The following is an 18,472-nucleotide window of genomic DNA, read 5'->3' as shown; positions in this document are numbered from 1 at the left end:
TTTAACCTATAACCTATTACCAAAAAAATGAAAGTACTTGTAACCGGAGGCCTTGGATTTATTGGCTCACATACTGTTGTTGAATTGCATAATGCAGGATTTGAACCATTGATTGTAGACAATTTATCCAATTCTTCTATTGAAGTTTTAGATAGAATTGCAGCAATTATTGGGTATAAACCTGCTTTTGAACAAATGGATTTGAGAGAAAAAGCAGCAGTAAACCAATTGTTTCAAAAACATGCTGATATCAATGGGGTTATCCATTTTGCGGCTTCAAAGGCTGTGGGTGAAAGTGTAGAAAATCCGTTATTGTATTATGAAAATAACATTAATGCGTTAGTGTATATTTTACAAGAATTACAAAAAAAGCAATCAGCTAATTTTATTTTCAGTTCGTCATGCACGGTTTATGGTCAAGCCGAAAAAATGCCAATTACGGAGGATGCTTCTGTTCAACCTGCTATGTCGCCTTATGGAAATACAAAGCAAATTGGTGAAGAAATTATTACCGATGTGGCTAAAGTATCCAATATCAAATCCATTTTATTGCGTTATTTTAATCCGATTGGAGCTCATCCTTCTGCTGAAATTGGTGAATTACCAATTGGCGTGCCTCAAAATTTAGTGCCATTCATTACTCAAACCGGAATTGGTTTACGTCAGGAATTATCGGTTTATGGTGATGATTATCCTACTCCTGACGGAACAGCAATTCGCGATTATATTCATGTAGTCGATTTGGCAAAAGCTCACGTAGTTGCTTTACAACGATTGATTGAGAAGAAAAATTTATCCAAAATCGAAACATTCAATCTTGGAACCGGAACCGGAAGTTCTGTTTTAGAAGTCATTACAGCTTTTGAAAAAGTTTCGGGTAAAAAATTACCCTATAAAATTGTAGGTAGGAGAGAAGGTGATATCACTTCGGCTTATGCCAATACCGATAAAGCAAATAATGTTTTAGGTTGGAAAGCACAATCCACCTTAGAGGAAAGTTTAGCAAGTGCTTGGAAATGGGAACAAAAAATTAGAAGTTAAAAAGTAAGGCTGTCGTTTGACAGCCTTTTTTTATTTTTTTATTTCTTCTTTAATTGTTTTAATTTTTTCCTTTCCTTTTTCTAATGCTTTCTCAGATTTGGTTTTTAATGAATCAACCATTTTATCCGTTTTAGCTTGAACAGAATCTAATTTTTTCTCTGCTTCTGTTTTTAGAGAATCTGATTTTTCTTTCACATCCGTTTTTACGGCATCAATGGCTTGATTGATTTTATCTTCCGTTGTTTCTTTACAAGAAATAGAAAACATTCCCAATGCGATTAGTCCAAAAAATATTTTTTTCATTTTTATCAAAATTATAGTTCACCAAAAAGCATCAAAAAAAGTGCCAGAATTTCACAATTTTAGTTTAAATTATTTTTTTAAATTTAAAAAAAATATATTAGTTTTGTGTAATCTTGTGTAATGTTGTGTAATCTTTATTATGGAAAACTATTTAACTGTTAGTCAAGCTGCAAAATTATTAGGTGTAAGTTCTGAAACGCTAAGAAGATGGGATAAATCAGGAAAATTCGAAAGTGTTAGACATCCTATTAATAACTATAGAGTTTATCCTGAAAACAACATAATATCACTAGTTGAAGAGTTTCAGCTTGAAATACCTTATGAAAGTAAAACTTATTTTTTAAACAGATTAGATAAACCATATTTTGAAACAGAATTAGGAAAATTATATAAATATGATGCAATAAAATTCTTGAGGTCATTACCAAATGAATCTGTAGACTTAATTTTTGCAGATCCTCCGTATAACATCAGAAAAGCTGAGTGGGATACTTTTTCTTCTCAACGTGAGTATATTGATTGGAGTATGTTATGGATTAAAGAAGCAAATAGAGTTCTTAAAAAAACTGGCTCATTGTATATCTGTGGTTTTTCCGAAATTCTAGCTGATTTAAAGTGGTCTGCATCTCCTCTGTTTACAGGTTGCAAATGGTTGGTTTGGTTTTACAGAAATAAAGGGAATTTGGGCAATGATTGGGGTCGTTCGCATGAAAGTATTTTGCATTTTAGAAAAAGTAAAAATTTTACTTTTAATATTGATGAAGTTAGAATTCCTTATAACGAACATACACTTAAATATCCTAACAGAAGTCAGGCTGAGAGTTCTCATTTTTCAAATGGAAAGAAGAGTCACTTTGATTGGACTCCAAATCCTTTAGGAGCCAAACCTAAAGATGTAATTGAAATTCCAACTATTTCAAATGGATCTTGGGAGAAAACTATACATTCTACTCAAAAACCTGTTGAATTATTAAGAAAAATTATTTTATCTTCTTCAAATGTTGGTGATTTAGTACTTGATCCATTTGGAGGCTCCGGTACAACATTTGCTGTTGCAGAAACATATGGAAGGAATTGGGTTGGGACTGAATTAGAAGAAGAATATTGTGAAGTTATTAAAAATAGATTAAATGATAAAGAGCATTTAAAAAGAATTTTGAATGCTATTGATGAGGTAAAATCTAAACAAAGGAGAGAAAATTTAAGAAATAAGTAATCTCCATATATCATTTGTTAATAATTCTGAAAAAGATTTCATGTGTTTATTATATGGTTCTTTGTTTACATTTGGAGGTGGGTCTAAGTAATATATTCCCTCTAATTCTGTCAAAAACTTTGAATATACCATGAATAAACCTGATACTAGTGTATAGCTAATATTATCACTTTCTTTTCTTTGAACATCATTTAGAAATATTCCAATTACTTTTTGTTCATGTTCAACAAATCTTTCTAATAAAATTTTATCAATGAACATTTTACCCATTCTGTCTTTTGAAGTTGTTTTTATTGAAACAATAATCTCATTTTTATCTAATTGTGAAGAACTTGATTTTACTTTATTGTATGGTGATAATATCAAGTCATTTTCGCATTTATATACCTTTTGACCCTCCTCTGTTTCATATGGTATTTGAAGGACAGCTTTTTTATTAGAAATTTTTAATTCAGTAAATACTTCTTTTATCAGTTCTTCAAATCTATTTCCAACGTGTTTTCTTGAACTATTTTGATTTGCTAACAAGTCAAAACCACAACCAATTGATTGTTGAATTGTATATAATACAGAATCAATTAAATGTTTTTCTGATCTATCATATTTTGAAGTTTTTACTTTAAGTTTTTCAAAAAGAAAAATAAATTCATCAAATTTAGTTTTAAAAGCTGTTGAATCATAGATGAATAAATCTTGATTAATTGGCCTCAAATATTTTGTAGAACCAGCAATTTGAGAAGAATGTAATTTATAATTATTTTTGGTTTTAGATTCAGATATTACATTAGGTAAATATTCTAAAACTCTAACAGTTATATCTCTAAAATCAATTAGAGAACATTTTTTTAATTGTAAATCTTTATCTAATGGTAAAGTCATAAAAATGAATTATATATAATTTAAGCCGAAACCGTTTCTACTTCTTTATTGATTTTATTTACCAATCCAACCAATACTTTTCCTGGGCCTACTTCAGTAAAGCTAGTGGCACCATCAGCAATCATTTGTTGAACAGATTGCGTCCATTTTACCGGAGCCGTTAATTGAATGATCAAGTTCTTTTTAATTTCCTCTGCATCCGAAACGGCATTTGCTGTTACATTTTGATACACCGGACACATAGGTGTGGAAAAATGGGTCATTTCAATGGCGGCAGCCAATTCTTCTCGGGCCGGTTCCATCATAGGAGAGTGAAAAGCTCCGCCAACAGGTAAAATCAATGCTCGTTTGGCCCCAGCTTCCTTCATTTTTTCGCAAGCCAATTCTACGGCTTTGTATTCACCGGAAATTACTAACTGTCCGGGACAATTGTAATTGGCAGCTACCACAACACCATCAATTGATGAACAAATGTCTTCTACTATTTTGTCGTCTAAATTCAAAACCGCTGCCATGGTAGAAGGTTTAATTTCACAGGCTTTTTGCATGGACAAGGCTCGTTTTGAAACCAATTGCAATCCGTCTTCAAAAGATAAGGCACCATTAGCTACTAATGCAGAAAATTCTCCCAACGAATGACCTGCCACCATATCCGGTTTAAAATCGGGTAGGGTTTTAGCTAAAATTACAGAGTGTAAAAAAACGGCCGGTTGAGTTACTTTGGTTTCTTTCAATTCCTCAGCAGTTCCTTCAAACATAATATCTGTAATTCTGAAACCAAGAATTTCATTGGCTTTTTCAAACAATTCTTTGGCTAAAGCCGAATTTTCATATAAATCTTTACCCATTCCGGTAAATTGTGCTCCTTGTCCGGGGAAAACGTATGCTTTCATAAGTATATTTTATAAAGTTGTCTTCGCAAAAATACTATTTATATGGACTCGATAATTTCTTTGATAGGCGATTTTTTTTGCAATACTCGTCTTTTGAATTATTTCGACATCCAATTACCGAAAATTTTTCGCAAAAGAGGCAGCAAAATAAACACCATTAAAGGAACTAATATTCCGGTAACGATTAAAGTACGAATTGGAATTGGAAAATGGTTTAATTCTTCACCAATTAAATAATGCAATAATGTGATACTCGGGTAAATGGCTATCCAAACGATTAAGGCGAATTTCCATTTAGGAGGATTTTTCATCGTTGAGATAATAAGTTAAAGCTCCGGAAGGACATTTGTGAATGGTTTCAATAATTTTATCCGTTGTTGAGCCATCGGTTTTAATCCATGGTTTTTCTTTGGGTTGAAATACAGCCGGATTATTTTTTACGCAATTCGCAGAGTGAATGCATTTGTGAGCTTGCCATACAATGGTTACTTCTCCGTTGGTGTATTCTTTAGTGGTGGGTTCCATATTGGTTAGTTTTTGGGTTATAATACGTCTTTGAAAGCTTCCGTTTTATCAAAAACACTTTTGGCAAACGGACACAAAGGAATGATTTTTAGGTTTTTTTCTCGAGCCATTTCAACGGCTGCGGTTACCATTTTTTTTCCAAATCCTTTACCATTGTTTCCCGGATTTACCTCCGTATGATCAATGATAATTTTATCGGAACCGGCAAAAATAAAAGTCATTTTAGCTTCGGTTTTACCCTCAACTTCTACTGAAAAATAGCCGTTTTTTTCGTTTTGATGGAGTTGTATTATTTCGTTCATGAGGATTAGGTTTTAAACCTGTCAAGAAGGTTATTCAACTAGACAGGTAAAGTTACAAAAATTATTCCATCGGAATATCCATTAAAAGTAATTCTGCATTTTCATCTACTTGGATATCAAGTTTTTCTGTATCCCAAACGCCTAATGCGTCTTTGGTATCTAAAGCATACCCATTGATGGTTACTTTTCCGGTAATTACAAAAGCATATACCCCGTTTTCTTTGCGTTTAACGTTGTATTCGGTGGTAAAACCTTGATCGAGTTTTCCCATAGAAAACCAAGCATCTTGATGAATCCATACGCCTTCGTCATCTGCGTTGGGAGACAAAATTTGTTTTAATTTATTGTGGCGGTCGCTTACATCCAAAGTGATTTGTTGGTAACGTGGCGTTACGTTTCTTTTGTTTGGAAATAACCAAATTTGCAACAATTTTGTTCTTCGATCCGCATTTGGATTGAACTCACTGTGGCGAATTCCGGTTCCGGCACTCATTACTTGCACATCGCCAAATTTTATGGTTTCCGCATTGCCCATACTGTCTTTGTGAGCCAAATCGCCTTCCAACGGAATAGTAATGATTTCCATATTGTCATGTGGATGCATCCCAAATCCCATTCCGGGAGCAACGGTGTCATCATTCAAAACTCGCAATACTCCAAATTGAACTTTATCGGGATTATACCAATTGGCAAAACTAAAACTGTGGTAGGCATTCAACCAACCGTGGTCGGCATGACCTCTTTCATTGGCTTTGTGTAAAACTACATTTTTCATAACTAAAAGATTTTGTGTTATTGATGATACAAATTTACAACCAAAGAAAAGGTTTGGCACTTAATGTAGGTTAAGAAAGTTGTCGTTTGTCAGTTGTCAGAAAACCGACAACTGACAACGGAAGACTATTTCCTCAACATTCGGCTTTTCATTTTGCTAAAAAACTCAGGGGTTACTCCTATATAGGAAGCAATTTGTTTTTGAGGTACGCGTTGAATGAGCGTAGGATAGCGTTTGCAAAATTTATCAAATCGTTCTTCGGCTGATAAACTTAAATTATCCATCAATCGTTCTTGATGAGCTACCAAGGATTTTTCGGTTAAAATTCTAAAGAAGCGTTCTAATTTTGGTATTTCAAAATACAGTTGTTCTTGATTTTCTTTGGATAACAGAACAACTTCGGCATCTTCCATTACTTCAATGAAGAGATTGCCGGGTTTTTGAGAAAGTAAACTGTACATATCGCCAATCCACCAGCCTTCGCAAGCAAAATGCAAAACATGTTCTACAATATTATCATTGATATTGAAACTTCGCACTAATCCGGAATTAACAAAATAGGAATGTTTGCAAATTTCTCCGGCATTGTGCAAAATGGTTTTGGCTTTGTATTGTTTGGTTTCAATTTTAGACAAAAACAATTCTTTTTCCGCTTCAGTAAGGGAAACAATTTTGGCTATGTTGTCTAAAATCAAGGTCATTATGCATTTACTTTTACCAATTTTGCTGCTGCTTTTGCTCGTTCAATAATTTCTTCGATGGGTGTGTCTAACGAATCATTTACCAAGGCAACGCCCATTCTTCTATACGGTCGTGAAGTAGGTTTTCCAAAAATTCTGAAATCGGTTTTGGGTAAAGCTGCAATTTGTTCCATTCCCGAATAAATGGGATGGTTTGAATTTTCAGATGCTAAAATAACGGCACTTGCTCCAGCTTTTTCTAAGGTAATTTCGGCTATCGGCAGACTTAAAACAGCTCGTAAATGCAATTCAAATTCGTTGAAATTTTGGGTTCCTGCTAAGGTTACCATTCCGGTATCATGTGGTCTTGGTGATAATTCGGAGAAATAAACGCCTTCATTGGTTAGGAAAAATTCTACTCCAAATAATCCGGCACCGCCTAAAGCTTCGGTTACTTTGCGAGCCATTTCTTGAGCTTCCAAAATGTCTTTTTCAGAAACTTTTGCGGGTTGCCAACTTTCCTGATAATCCCCACGTTCTTGTCGGTGACCAATCGGAGCACAAAATAAAGTGGGTAAATTGTTGTTTTGAGTGACGGTTAATAAGGTGATTTCTGAATAAAAAGTAACAAAAGCTTCTACAATAACTTCCACTACATCACCACGAGAACCTTCTACAGCATAATTCCACGCTTTGGCAATATCTTCGGTTGATTTGATGGTGGATTGTCCTTTTCCGGAGGAACTCATTAATGGTTTCACCACGCAAGGAATTCCAACTTCTGAAACTGCTTTTTGCAATTCTTCTGCTGAAGTGGCATAGCGGTAATTAGCTGTTCGTAAACCTATTTCTTTGGCAGCCAAATCGCGAATAGCTTTTCGGTTCATGGTGAAATTGGCTGCTTTTGCAGATGGAACAACGGTTATGCCTTGTTGTTCATAATCATAAAAACGTTCGGTTCTTATGGCTTCAATTTCGGGAACAATGAAATCGGGTTGGTGTTTGGCAACAATTCGGTCGAGTTCTACTCCGTCTAACATATTGATAACTTCAAAACCGTGTGCAACTTGCATGGCAGGAGCATTTTCATAATTGTCTACAGCAATTACCGTTTGGCCGATGCGTTGTGCGGCAATGACAAATTCTTTTCCGAGTTCTCCGGAACCGAGTAGGAGGATTTTTGTTTTCATATTCTAATTGAGTAGGGTTTGCGTGAGGGATTGAAGTGGAAAGCCCGCAGCACAAAGGTTGAGTTTTTGCGGGTTGTGCCGGCGACCAAAGAAGCCGAGCACAACCCGACAAAAACCAACCTTTGGGCGAGGACTTGCAACGAAAAGCCCGACCCTTGTGGTCACGCCAAAGTTATAAAAAAAGCCCCAAATAGTGTCTAACTTTTTGGGGCATGTTCACCTTGAGGCTTTTGTATTATGCTAAAACTTCTTTGATTCTTCGCATGGCTTCAATCAACAATTCTTCGCTGGTGGCGTAAGAAAAGCGAATGCAATCGGGGTTTCCAAAAGCATCTCCGGTTACGGTGGCTACGTTGGCTTCGGCTAATAAATACATTGAGAAATCGGTTGCGTCTTTGATGAATGTACCGCGTAACGTTTTACCGAAGAAGGATGATACAACCGGAAAAACATAAAATGCACCTTCGGGAACGTTGATTTTTAGTCCCGGAATTTCTTTGATTAAACCAACGACTAAATCTCTTCTTTTATGAAAGGCTTCTACCATGTAATTCAGCACTTTTGGGTCGGCATCCACAGCGGCAATCGTAGCTCGTTGAGCGATAGAATTGGCTCCTGAAGTCACTTGTCCTTGCATTTTAGTGCATGCTTTTGCGATGAATTCCGGAGCTCCGATGTAACCAATTCTCCATCCTGTCATCGCGAATGCTTTGGCCACACCATTCACCGTGATGGTTCTATCGAACATACCCGGAATGGAGGCAATGCTGCAAAAAGTGCCTGAAAAATTGATGTGTTCGTAGATTTCATCGGCCACTACGTAAATGTTTGGGTATTTTTCCAACACTTTGGCAATGGCTGTAAATTCTTCACGACTATAAACAGATCCGCTTGGGTTGCAAGGCGAACTGTACCAAATCATCTTGGTTTTGGGTGTGATGGCTTTTTCTAATTGTTCTGGAGTGATTTTGAAATCGGTTTCAACTGAGGTTGGAACTTCAACCGGAACACCACCGGATAATTTAATGATTTCGTAGTAACTCACCCAATAAGGAGCGGGTAGAATAACTTCGTCACCTTCATTCAACATACATTGAGCAATGTTGTAAAGTGATTGTTTTGCTCCGGTTGAAACCACAATATTTGCCGGTTTGTAATCGAGATTGTTGTCTCTTTTGAATTTACGGCAAATGGCTTCTTTCAATTCGGCATAACCGTCAACAGGCGTGTAAGTGCTATAATTTTCATCAATGGCTTTTTTGGCTGCTTCTTTGATGAAATCGGGCGTATTAAAATCAGGTTCGCCTAAACTTAAGCTGATAATGTCTTTTCCTTGGGCTTTTAATTCTCTAGCCAATGCTGCCATTGCCAAAGTTTGAGAGGTAGATAAATTGTTAATTCTATCCGATAACGAATTCATTATAGTTGTGTTTTGTGTGTTTAAATTTAAATAGTAATCTATGCCATTTGAGGTTCTTGACCTAGCTCTTTCAAATGTTTGAAATGAGCAATAACAGCAGCTCTCATGGTTTTAAATTCATGATACGGAAGATTACATTCTTTGGCAGTTTCTCTAACTATATCAGCAATTTTACCGTAGTGAATATGGCTGATATGAGGAAAAATGTGGTGTTCGATTTGGTGATTTAAACCTCCGGTGTACCAGTTTACAATCCAGTTTTTTGGAGCAAAATTGGCAGTGGTAAACAATTGGTGAATGGCCCAAGTATTTTCGATTTCGCCATTTTCATCCGGAACAGGATTGGTTGTTTCTTCTACAACATGAGCCAATTGGAAAACGATACTTAAAATTAAACCGGCTGTGTAATGCATAACTGCAAAACCTAATAGTACTTTCCACCAGGTGATACCTAAAACCATAGGAATAACTAACCAAATTGAAAAGTAAATTACTTTGGTGATGATCAAGGTTGTCCATAAAATTTTTGGACTTTTCGGCTCTCCATACGATAATTTACGTTTTAAATAGGCTCTCATTTGTTTGAAATCGGTCGTAATTGCCCAATTGAAAGTTAATAGGCCATATAAAAACACAGAATAGTAATGTTGAAATTTATGGAAGTATTTCCATTCCGCTTGTTTTGAGAAACGGATGATTCTTCCGGCATCTAAATCTTCGTCATGACCAACAATATTGGTGTAGGTATGGTGTAAAACATTGTGTTGCACTTGCCAATTATAAACATTTCCGGCGAGAATATAAATGCTTCCACCCATGATTTTGTTTAACCAAGGTTTGTTGGAATACGAACCGTGATTGCCATCGTGCATCACGTTCATACCAACGCCTGCCATTCCAACTCCAATTACGACGTTAAGTAAAATGTACGTCCAAAATGGCATATCCATTGCCAGAAGGAAGAAGTAAGGAGTAAGAAAAATGGAAAACATTACTATCGTTTTCAAGTGTAATTTCCAGTTTCCGGTTTTTTGAAGGTTATTTTCTTTGAAGTAATTGTTTACTCGACTGTTTAGGGTTCTAAAAAACTTAAGATTGTCTTGTTTAGAAAAAGTTGGAATAGTGGTATTCATGTAATTAAAAAAATTTTTTCAAAGTTAAGTATTAATCTATTTCATAACGTGTAACTTTTGATAAAATTTCAACACCAAAATGTTTACTTTTGTTAAAAATGACACAAAATGGAAGAAATTTTGAAGTATTTTCCTAATTTATCTGAAAATCAAATAGTTCAGTTTAAAAAATTAGGCGAATTGTATCCCGAATGGAATGCCAAAATTAATGTAATATCTCGAAAAGATATTGACGAATTGTACGTGAAACACGTTTTACATTCATTAGGTATTGCCAAAGTAATGGAATTTCAACCGAAATCAACGGTTTTAGATGTGGGAACCGGCGGTGGTTTTCCAGGTATTCCGTTAGCGATTTTGTTTCCGGAAACGCGTTTTTATTTGATTGATGTGATTGCCAAAAAAATAAAAGTGGTCAATGAAGTGGCAACCGCTTTAGATTTAAAAAATGTAAAAGCTGAGCAAATGCGGGCTGAAAATGTCAAAGGCGATTTTGATTTTATCGTGAGTCGAGCCGTTACTAACATGCCTGATTTTGTATCTTGGATAAAAGACAAAATCAAAAAACAAAATAATCACGAACTTAAAAACGGAATTTTATATTTAAAAGGAGGCGATTTGACTGAAGAATTAAAAGATTTCCCAAAAGCAACACTTTATAACTTATCCGATTATTTTTCGGAAGAATTTTTTGAAACGAAGAAAGTGGTGCATTTGCCGTTGAAGTTTAAAGTTTAAAACCACGAATGCAAGAAATGATTTTTGCATTCGTAGTTAATTTAGCTTAAAAGTTAATTTTTAATCACTTTTTGAGTGAAAGATTTTTCTTCTGTTTCAATTTTTAAGGTATAAAAACCAGAAAGTAATTGAACATTCAATTGTAGTTCATTTTCAATTGTTACATTCTTTCTTGAAAATACTTTTTTGCCTGAAATATCATAAATGCTTATGCTTGCATTTGTAATTTGCTCATTGCTTTTTATTTCAATTGTATTTCCAATTGGATTTTTCACCACTATTTGAAAAACATTTTTTGGTTGAATGGAAAGTGGCGGATTTAAAATTTCATTTAAAGCAAATGCTACATTTCCATCGGTTAAAGTCACATGATCTTCATTTATAGTTGGAACATAAGTAGCCACAAAAGGAGTTGACGACGATGAATCTATTGTTGAATACCAATTGGGATTTGTAATTGCTAATGAACTCAAAGCAGGAATAAAGCAAAAACGGTCAATTTCTAAATTGGCTAAAAAATCATCTAACGTTGGATTTCCACTTCCGCCATCAGCAAAATCACCAACATTAAACATACCGCCTGGAGCAGCATCTAAACCGGATGAAGTAGAGGGAGATGCAGCATTTGCTTGGCTAGAAAAAACGGTTATCCAAATGATAATATTTTGTTGTGCTCTAAAACGGCTAACCAATTGATTGGAAACGCCTGCTGGTGGAGTAAAGCGAACATCAATTCTTGCACGTTGGGTGGCAGAAGCGTTTACGGTATAATCGTTTAGAACAAACATTCCAGGAGTTCCGGTCATCATTCCATTGCTGCTTCCATTAGAAATAGCGATGTTACGTGTATCTTGAGGAAATCCCATTGTGTTTAATTCATTTTGAAAAACGGTTCTAAAGTTGGGTGCACCTGTTGGTAGTTGAATGGAATTGTTAAATTCAGTTGTACTTCCGGCTTGTAAATGACCAAGGTAATGATCTATTAACATCTGTTTAGCGGCAGAACTACCAATTACAGAAGAAACAACTTCTTGTAGAGTAACATCACCCAATGGACCATTTGCCATGTAATTGAATAAATGTTGGAAACCGATTGGTACATTGGCTCCTAAATGCGGTGAATCAAATGAAAGATATAAACGGGTGTCATGATTAAGATTGTTCATTTCCATGTAACGAAGTGCATATCGGGAAATTAGCCCTCCCATGCTTGGACCAATCACCACATTTTTTTCTGTTCCCACTTTTTGAGCATTAATTTGGTTGAGTAGTTCTACAAAAACCATTGCGTTTCGTTGAATAAAATCGGCACCACCGTCAATAATTATACCTTCTTCAGGTGAATATTGCGGAAAATTAAGTACTATGATATCAAATCCTTCATTTCGAACAATATCTCCTAAATTATCTCCTGAATTTCCGTAATTCAAAAGCGAATAAATTAAGTCAGCACTTCTAGAATCTCCCGGGTCAAAACCATCTAAAAGAAAAATAGGTTTATCCAACACTTGATCAACATTATCTAAGTAGATTTCATATTCACCTTGTCCTAAATAGGCTTGACTTTCCCCAAAACCTTGAAAAGGAATGGTAGCCGTGATGGTTTGAGCAAGTGCTGATTGATTGTTTTCAGAAGTATTTCCTAGAATGTCAATTGTGGAATTGATATATTTTGTTGAACCGTCAGTAAAAGCTATTTTGAAATAGATTGGTTGTTTTCCGTAGCTATTAAAATGTAAAGAGAAAGGTTGGTTAATGTGAATTGTTTGCCACATTTCACTTTCATTAATTCGAATGGAAAGATTTGAAATTATTCTGTTTGTTGTGTTGAAAATTTGATTTTCTTTTAGAATAAATTCAACGTTTTGTTTTTTTGATTTAGAAACCAATGGAGCCATCAACGTTATTTCATGAACATCAAATTCCAATTCATTAGAATTTTTTATAAATTGATTATTGCTGTTTTTGCTAATGCTATTGTTTTCAAAAGCTTCCGGTTTTATAGTTTCTACTTCAGAAAGTAAAACGGATAACGGAATCTGTTTTTCAAAAAAGGCATTATCGGCAACTTTTTTGAGTTCTTCATATTTAGGTAACCGTTGAAGGTAATCAGCTCGTTGAATTTCATGATATACTTGTCTGAAATACATAGCTGAAATTTCTGTTTTCTTTTCTTTGGTGATTTTTGAAAGTTCAAAAACCTGATCGTATAAAATATTGGTCTTGGTATGCTCTTTTAAAAGTGCATAATTCTCTTTTTGTGAAAAAGCATAGAGACTTAAAATTAAAAATAGAAGTGTAATTTTAGTTTTCATTGGCAAAGCAGTATGGTTTTGAAAATTAGATTATTAATCTATCAAATATAAAAAAAAGTCCGAATAAAAACTATCCGGACTTTATAAAATGTGTTTTTTTGATTAACCTAAAAATGGGTATCTATAATTTTCTGGTGTTACAAAGGTTTCTTTAATGGTTCTTGGTGAAACCCAACGCAACAAGTTCTGAGCAGAACCGGCTTTGTCGTTGGTTCCTGAAGCTCTTGCTCCGCCAAACGGTTGCATTCCCACTACAGCTCCGGTTGGTTTGTCGTTTATGTAGAAGTTTCCGGCACTGTTTTCCAACGCTTGCGTAGCTTCTGTAATGGCATAACGATCTTGACTGAATACTGCTCCGGTTAAGGCGTATTCTGAAGTTTCATCAATCAAGGTTAAGGTTTCTTTCCATTTTTTGTCATCGTAAACATAAATGGTCAAAACCGGTCCGAATAACTCGGTTTCCATTGTGGCATATTTTGGATTGGAAGTTAAGATAACAGTTGGTTCAACAAAATAACCAACCGATTTGTCATAGTTTCCACCGATGATTACTTCGGCATCGTTGTCTTTTTTAGCTTGGTCAATAAATTTGGCTAATTTATCAAACGAACCTTCGTGAATTACGGCTGTAAAGAAATTTGAAAAATCTTCCGGCGAACCCATTTTGATGGTTGCCATTTCTGATTTTAATTCGGCTTCAACGGCTGGCCACAAACTTTTTGGTATGTATGCTCTTGAAGCTGCTGAACATTTTTGTCCTTGAAATTCAAATGCTCCTCGAATTAATCCTGTAGCCACTTGTTTTACGTTGGCACTTGGATGAGCGAGAACGAAATCTTTTCCACCTGTTTCACCAACGATTCTTGGATAGGTTTTGTATTTATGAATATTGGTTCCGATTTTTTTCCAGATTTCTTTGAAAACAAACGTTGAACCGGTGTAATGAATTCCGGCAAAATCAGGATGTTCAAAAATGGTATCTGAAATCATTACCGGATCACCAAAAACAACATTGATTACGCCATCCGGAACACCAGCTTCTTTGAAAACATCGATGATAATTTTGGCTGAAAAAACTTGGCTATCACTTGGTTTCCAAACAACAACGTTGCCCATCATGGCTGCACTAGCAGGAAGATTGGCAGCAATGGCGGTAAAGTTAAATGGTGTGATAGCATATACAAATCCTTCTAACGGACGGTATTCTACACGGTTCCAAACAGAAGAATCGGACGTAGGTTGGTCGTTGTAAATTTGTGTCATGAATTCAACATTGTATCGCAAAAAGTCGATTAATTCACACGAAGCATCAATTTCAGCTTGGTGAATGGTTTTGGATTGAGCTATCATAGTGGCAGCATTGATTTTGGCACGGTATGGTCCGGCTATCAATTCGGCAGCTTTTAAGAAAATGGCAGCACGTTGTTCCCACGGCATTGCTGCCCACGCTTTTCTGGATGCTAATGCGTTTGCTATAGCTTTTTCAATGTGACTTTTCTCGGCTAAATGATAGGTTCCCACGATGTGTTTGTGATCGTGTGGTGCACTCATGTTTCTTGTGTTTCCGGTGCGAATTTCTTCGTTACCGATATATAAAGGAACATCGATTTGTTTGTTCCACATTTCTTTGTAAGCAGCTAAAACGGCAGCTTTCTCAGGACTGTTTGGAGCGTATGATTTTACGGGTTCGTTGATGGCTTTGGGCACGTGAAAAAATCCTTTTAACATAAGAGTGTAGTTATATTAGTAATCATTTTTATCAATTATATAATTCTTTGAATGCGAATTTGATAATTGTACACAAAAGTACAAAGGTTTTTTTGAATTTTTGGTAATAGTTGTTACATTTTGGATGGTAGCAAGGGTTTTTAGCCCCGATAGAAGTGGAAAGCCTTTTGTGAAGAAAACCTATTTTTTCTTGGTTTGGCAGAGCGACCTTGGGAGCTCCTGCCAGACCTTAGAAAAAAAGGTTTTTGAGCAAAAGCTTGTAACGAATAGCGGGATTAGCTTCTGAAAATTAATTTAATGCAAATGGCGCTCCTAGTTTGAATGTTGGCACAATTACTCTGAAATTACGAGTTGAGGTGAAATTTATCATATTGAAATGACCCTTCATGGCTCCATATGGTGATGATAGTAAACAGCCTGAACTATAGGTGTGGGTTTCGCCCGGTTTTAGAACAGGTTTTTTACCGATAACACCTTCTCCATCAACAACTTCTTTGTTGTTGAGTGAGTCATAAATTTCCCAATGACGAGACATTAATTGAACGGAATCTTTGCTATGGTTTTCGATAGTAATGTGGTAACTAAAGGCAAAATGTAACTTGTAGTTTTTGAAGTATGTACCTTCAAAACTAGTAGAAACAGAAATTTTAATACCTCTTGTTATTTGTGAAACCATAATTTAATACAACAAAAATCCAATAAACAAAACAAAAAGTGCTACAAATGAAGCAGTTGTTGGTAATAAAAAGCTCAAAATTACAAATTTTAAAATTGTTTTCCACCTACTTTGTTGATAAAAATTTCTTAAACCTTTATAGAAGTAAAACGGAAATACAAAAATTAAAATCCAAGCTAGTTCAAAATCGGTGAATAAAAAGATGATTTGCTCTAAAATAAGTGATAAAAAAATAAAACTCATGAAATTAAACACAAAAACCATGTGTTCAGCGTACGTTAATTTTTTTCGAAAATATAAAAGTGCAAAAACAATAGTCATAAACGGAAGAGAAACAAATAAAATGAAAGGATATTTTTCCTCCATATATTGTAAAAATTTTGATTGACCACTTTCGTTTTCCTCTTCACCTATTTTTTGAAGTTGATATGTTTTTTTGAGTAAATATCTATTCCAAGCTGTGTTTTCATGTTTTAATGTATCAAATATTTTTGGCGGATAGGTTGTTTTAGAGCTATCCAAAAAATTTTCATAGGTTTCAAGTTTCAATTTTGTACGTTTAAAAAAACCATAGTTCTCCAATTGTTTTTCAGAGTAAAGAATAACTTTTTTAGGTTTTTTCTTTTTTTCTTCTTTTTCAACTGAGTCAATTTGAGTAGAAATTTTTTCAAATTCTTTACTAAATACTACATTGTTTTTTAGACTGTCTTTTGGTTTTTTTTGAGTTTCTTCTTTCGGTTTTTTTTGAGTTTCCTCTTTTTTTGTCAACTTTGATTGGTCTAAATCTTCAATTGTTTCAACATTATATTTGCTGATAAGTCCACTAATAATAAAATAAATTAGCGACACACTCAAATAAAAACGAAACGGATTTGCATAGGTTAATCTTTTACCATCAATAAACTCTTTAGCAGTTTTTCCGGGTTTAGTAAATAATCGGATTATGGTATTTTTAACCTTAGAATCATACGCATAGAAGTTGGCTAAAAATTCATCAACAAAGTCCTTTAAACTAAGTCGTTTGGTTGAATTTTTTTGGCTACAATTCGGACAATACTTATCAGAAATGTCTAATGGATGATTGCAGTTTAAACATTTTAAACCACGATAATTTTTTATTTCTTTAGTAGATTCCGACATCTTTATTTGATAATATCAACTGAGCTTGCCATTCCTTTTCCGATAACTCGATCAAATCGGTCATTGTTTGCTCTATAATACACTAAGCAAAAATAATTGTTTTCGGTTTGAAAAAAGTTACCATCTAAAGCGTTTTCAAAATCAACATTTCCTTTGGTATCAGCTAGCGTATATTCGTAATTTGTAAACCCTTGCTTAATGATTAATGCTTTTTCATAAACCGCTTTTTCTCTATTATAATCCATTTTGTATTCCGGTGATAATGCATAATTATTGAACATGCCGGTAATATAAACATCTTTTTTACCGTAGTAGGTTGGAGCACTTAATGTAAAAAATACCCATGAATAATCCGCTTCCACATTTACATTTTCTCTTGTGGCTACATTCCGAATCACAAAATTTCCGTTTGCATCAGGAAAAAAAGTGTATTCATTGGTTCTTCTAGCAGCATTGGTATATAGATATGTGTTATAAATCCCTCCCTTTGAGTCAATTGATTGTATGTTGTTTACTGCATTACGAATGTCTTTATTGTCAAAAAATAAAAATTCATTTCCTGCCCAAAATTGGGTTTCTTTATCATATTTATATACCAATTCATTGCCTAATGTAAACATTGGTTTCACATTAGTAATAGCGGTATTCCATATTCCATTTTTCAATAACATTACTTTTACATTCTGAACCGGATTTTGAAGCAATAAATTATTGGGACGAATAGAAAATTCTAAATTATGTTTTTGATTTAAATATCTAACATCTCGGGCATTTCTAACTTGCATCGGAACCGAAACTAAATTTTCATAAAGAATAAATTTTCGGGAAAAAACTACTTCTTGATTATTGTTTAGAATTTTCAACATATAATTTCCACTAACCTTAAATCCTTTCGTAAATTGATTAGGAAATGAAATTCTGTATTGTGAATACAACTGCAAAGTGTTGAACGAATTCTCATAAGTGATAATTCTTTGATTGTCTAAACCAACAAGGTATTCGTTTTGATTTAATTGTGATTTCTGCCAATTATAATCGCAGTGTGTGATGGTGTAATAGTAGTTGGCTTCATCACCAAATAAATCATCAAATTGAAACATAAATCTATCACCAAGTTGAAAAATAGGTATTGCATTTTGATTTCCTTGAATAAAAGTAGCGGTTTTAATATTGAAAGGTGGTGCAATTTCTTGTTCAATTTGTGCATTTAAAGTTCCAAAAAAGCACAAAATAAACAATGTGGCAAATAGTTTAGACATACGTTTTGTTTTAAAGAAGGTAAATATACTATTATTTGCATAAATTATACCAATATTATCGCTTCCTTTATTTTGTGAATTGAATTTAAATGATGAATTTAGAGGATAGTAGACAACTTTACTTTTGGTTTTATTCGTCATATTGGACTTTGTTATTTGTAATGATTATAAATAACAAAAAAATGATTGTACAATTGTTAATTCATGGCAACCTATTGTATTTTAATTTTTAAATTTGCACCGTTTTAATTATTTGTAA

At 34.3% G+C, this 18,472-nt stretch carries 19 protein-coding genes; 3 read left to right on the top strand and 16 right to left on the bottom strand.

The genetic code is table 11. The features are described 5' to 3' along the window. Positions 1-27 precede the first annotated feature (27 nt). On the top strand, positions 28-1,041 hold the full coding sequence (galE, locus tag H601_RS0113710; protein WP_026712023.1) for a UDP-glucose 4-epimerase GalE: 1,014 nt from the start codon (positions 28-30) through the stop codon (positions 1,039-1,041). 30 nt (positions 1,042-1,071) lie between these two features. Here the strand turns inward: galE and H601_RS0113705 are convergent, their stop codons facing one another. Further along, entirely contained in the window at positions 1,072-1,344 is a 273-nt protein-coding gene (locus tag H601_RS0113705; RefSeq protein ID WP_026712022.1) for a hypothetical protein, read from the bottom strand. Positions 1,345-1,483: 139 nt separating this feature from the next. On the opposite strand from H601_RS0113705, the gene H601_RS0113700 reads away from it, so the two are divergent. After that, positions 1,484-2,560 (top strand): DNA methyltransferase, encoded by a 1,077-nt coding sequence (locus tag H601_RS0113700; RefSeq protein WP_026712021.1) that lies wholly within the window; start codon positions 1,484-1,486, stop codon positions 2,558-2,560. Here the strand turns inward: H601_RS0113700 and H601_RS0113695 are convergent. The 10 genes from H601_RS0113695 to H601_RS0113645 all read right to left on the bottom strand — a co-directional run bounded on the left by H601_RS0113695 (position 2,546) and on the right by H601_RS0113645 (position 10,357). Next, complete coding sequence (locus H601_RS0113695; RefSeq protein WP_035656073.1) at positions 2,546-3,439, bottom strand: hypothetical protein; 894 nt, start codon at positions 3,437-3,439, stop codon at positions 2,546-2,548. The two genes, H601_RS0113700 and H601_RS0113695, sit on opposite strands and share 15 nt — an antisense overlap. 20 nt (positions 3,440-3,459) lie before the next feature. After that, positions 3,460-4,332: an ACP S-malonyltransferase gene (gene fabD / locus H601_RS0113690; protein WP_026712019.1), complete on the bottom strand. Its 873-nt coding sequence runs from the start codon at positions 4,330-4,332 to the stop codon at positions 3,460-3,462. Positions 4,333-4,430: 98 nt separating this feature from the next. Continuing rightward, positions 4,431-4,643 carry a putative antibiotic biosynthesis monooxygenase gene (locus H601_RS0113685; protein WP_026712018.1) on the bottom strand — a complete coding sequence of 71 codons (213 nt, stop codon included), beginning with the start codon at positions 4,641-4,643 and terminating at the stop codon, positions 4,431-4,433. Continuing rightward, positions 4,627-4,857 carry a (4Fe-4S)-binding protein gene (locus H601_RS0113680; RefSeq protein ID WP_026712017.1) on the bottom strand — a complete coding sequence of 77 codons (231 nt, stop codon included), beginning with the start codon at positions 4,855-4,857 and terminating at the stop codon, positions 4,627-4,629. The genes H601_RS0113685 and H601_RS0113680 overlap by 17 nt, the downstream gene beginning before the upstream one ends. A gap of 17 nt (positions 4,858-4,874) precedes the next feature. Beyond that, the gene (locus H601_RS0113675) at positions 4,875-5,159 is read right to left on the bottom strand and encodes a GNAT family N-acetyltransferase (protein ID WP_026712016.1); all 285 of its coding nucleotides are present in this window, start codon (positions 5,157-5,159) and stop codon (positions 4,875-4,877) included. A gap of 61 nt (positions 5,160-5,220) precedes the next feature. Then, complete coding sequence (locus H601_RS0113670) at positions 5,221-5,934, bottom strand: pirin family protein (protein WP_026712015.1); 714 nt, start codon at positions 5,932-5,934, stop codon at positions 5,221-5,223. Positions 5,935-6,059: 125 nt separating this feature from the next. Next, a complete protein-coding gene (locus H601_RS0113665) occupies positions 6,060-6,635 on the bottom strand; it encodes a Crp/Fnr family transcriptional regulator (RefSeq protein ID WP_026712014.1) in 576 nt (191 codons plus the stop codon). After that, positions 6,635-7,804, bottom strand: coding sequence for a formate-dependent phosphoribosylglycinamide formyltransferase (gene purT, locus H601_RS0113660; RefSeq protein WP_026712013.1), 1,170 nt, complete (start codon positions 7,802-7,804; stop codon positions 6,635-6,637). Before purT ends, H601_RS0113665 begins: the two co-directional genes overlap by 1 nt. Before the next feature lie 235 nt (positions 7,805-8,039). Next, positions 8,040-9,224, bottom strand: a complete 1,185-nt coding sequence (locus H601_RS0113650) for a pyridoxal phosphate-dependent aminotransferase (protein ID WP_035656070.1) — start codon at positions 9,222-9,224, stop codon at positions 8,040-8,042. Between the two features lie 38 nt (positions 9,225-9,262). Then, on the bottom strand, positions 9,263-10,357 hold the full coding sequence (locus H601_RS0113645) for a fatty acid desaturase family protein (protein ID WP_026712010.1): 1,095 nt from the start codon (positions 10,355-10,357) through the stop codon (positions 9,263-9,265). A gap of 108 nt (positions 10,358-10,465) precedes the next feature. On the opposite strand from H601_RS0113645, the gene rsmG reads away from it, so the two are divergent. Continuing rightward, positions 10,466-11,095: a 16S rRNA (guanine(527)-N(7))-methyltransferase RsmG gene (gene rsmG / locus H601_RS0113640; RefSeq protein WP_026712009.1), complete on the top strand. Its 630-nt coding sequence runs from the start codon at positions 10,466-10,468 to the stop codon at positions 11,093-11,095. 53 nt (positions 11,096-11,148) lie between these two features. Here the strand turns inward: rsmG and H601_RS0113635 are convergent, their stop codons facing one another. The 5 genes from H601_RS0113635 to H601_RS0113610 all read right to left on the bottom strand — a co-directional run bounded on the left by H601_RS0113635 (position 11,149) and on the right by H601_RS0113610 (position 18,213). Continuing rightward, a complete protein-coding gene (locus tag H601_RS0113635; RefSeq protein WP_026712008.1) occupies positions 11,149-13,410 on the bottom strand; it encodes a T9SS type A sorting domain-containing protein in 2,262 nt (753 codons plus the stop codon). Between the two features lie 102 nt (positions 13,411-13,512). Continuing rightward, positions 13,513-15,138, bottom strand: a complete 1,626-nt coding sequence (pruA, locus tag H601_RS0113630) for an L-glutamate gamma-semialdehyde dehydrogenase (protein ID WP_026712007.1) — start codon at positions 15,136-15,138, stop codon at positions 13,513-13,515. Between the two features lie 289 nt (positions 15,139-15,427). Next, positions 15,428-15,814 (bottom strand): Co2+/Mg2+ efflux protein ApaG, encoded by a 387-nt coding sequence (apaG, locus tag H601_RS0113620; protein WP_026712006.1) that lies wholly within the window; start codon positions 15,812-15,814, stop codon positions 15,428-15,430. A 3-nt stretch (positions 15,815-15,817) separates the two neighbouring features. After that, positions 15,818-16,954, bottom strand: a complete 1,137-nt coding sequence (locus H601_RS0113615; protein ID WP_026712005.1) for a DUF3667 domain-containing protein — start codon at positions 16,952-16,954, stop codon at positions 15,818-15,820. 2 nt (positions 16,955-16,956) lie between these two features. Further along, positions 16,957-18,213, bottom strand: a complete 1,257-nt coding sequence (locus tag H601_RS0113610) for a type IX secretion system plug protein (RefSeq protein ID WP_026712004.1) — start codon at positions 18,211-18,213, stop codon at positions 16,957-16,959. Positions 18,214-18,472: the final 259 nt, after the last annotated feature.

This window comes from Flavobacterium filum DSM 17961 (assembly GCF_000425465.1).
GTDB lineage: Bacteria > Bacteroidota > Bacteroidia > Flavobacteriales > Flavobacteriaceae > Flavobacterium > Flavobacterium filum.
This window is presented reverse-complemented; position numbering and strand designations above follow the sequence as displayed.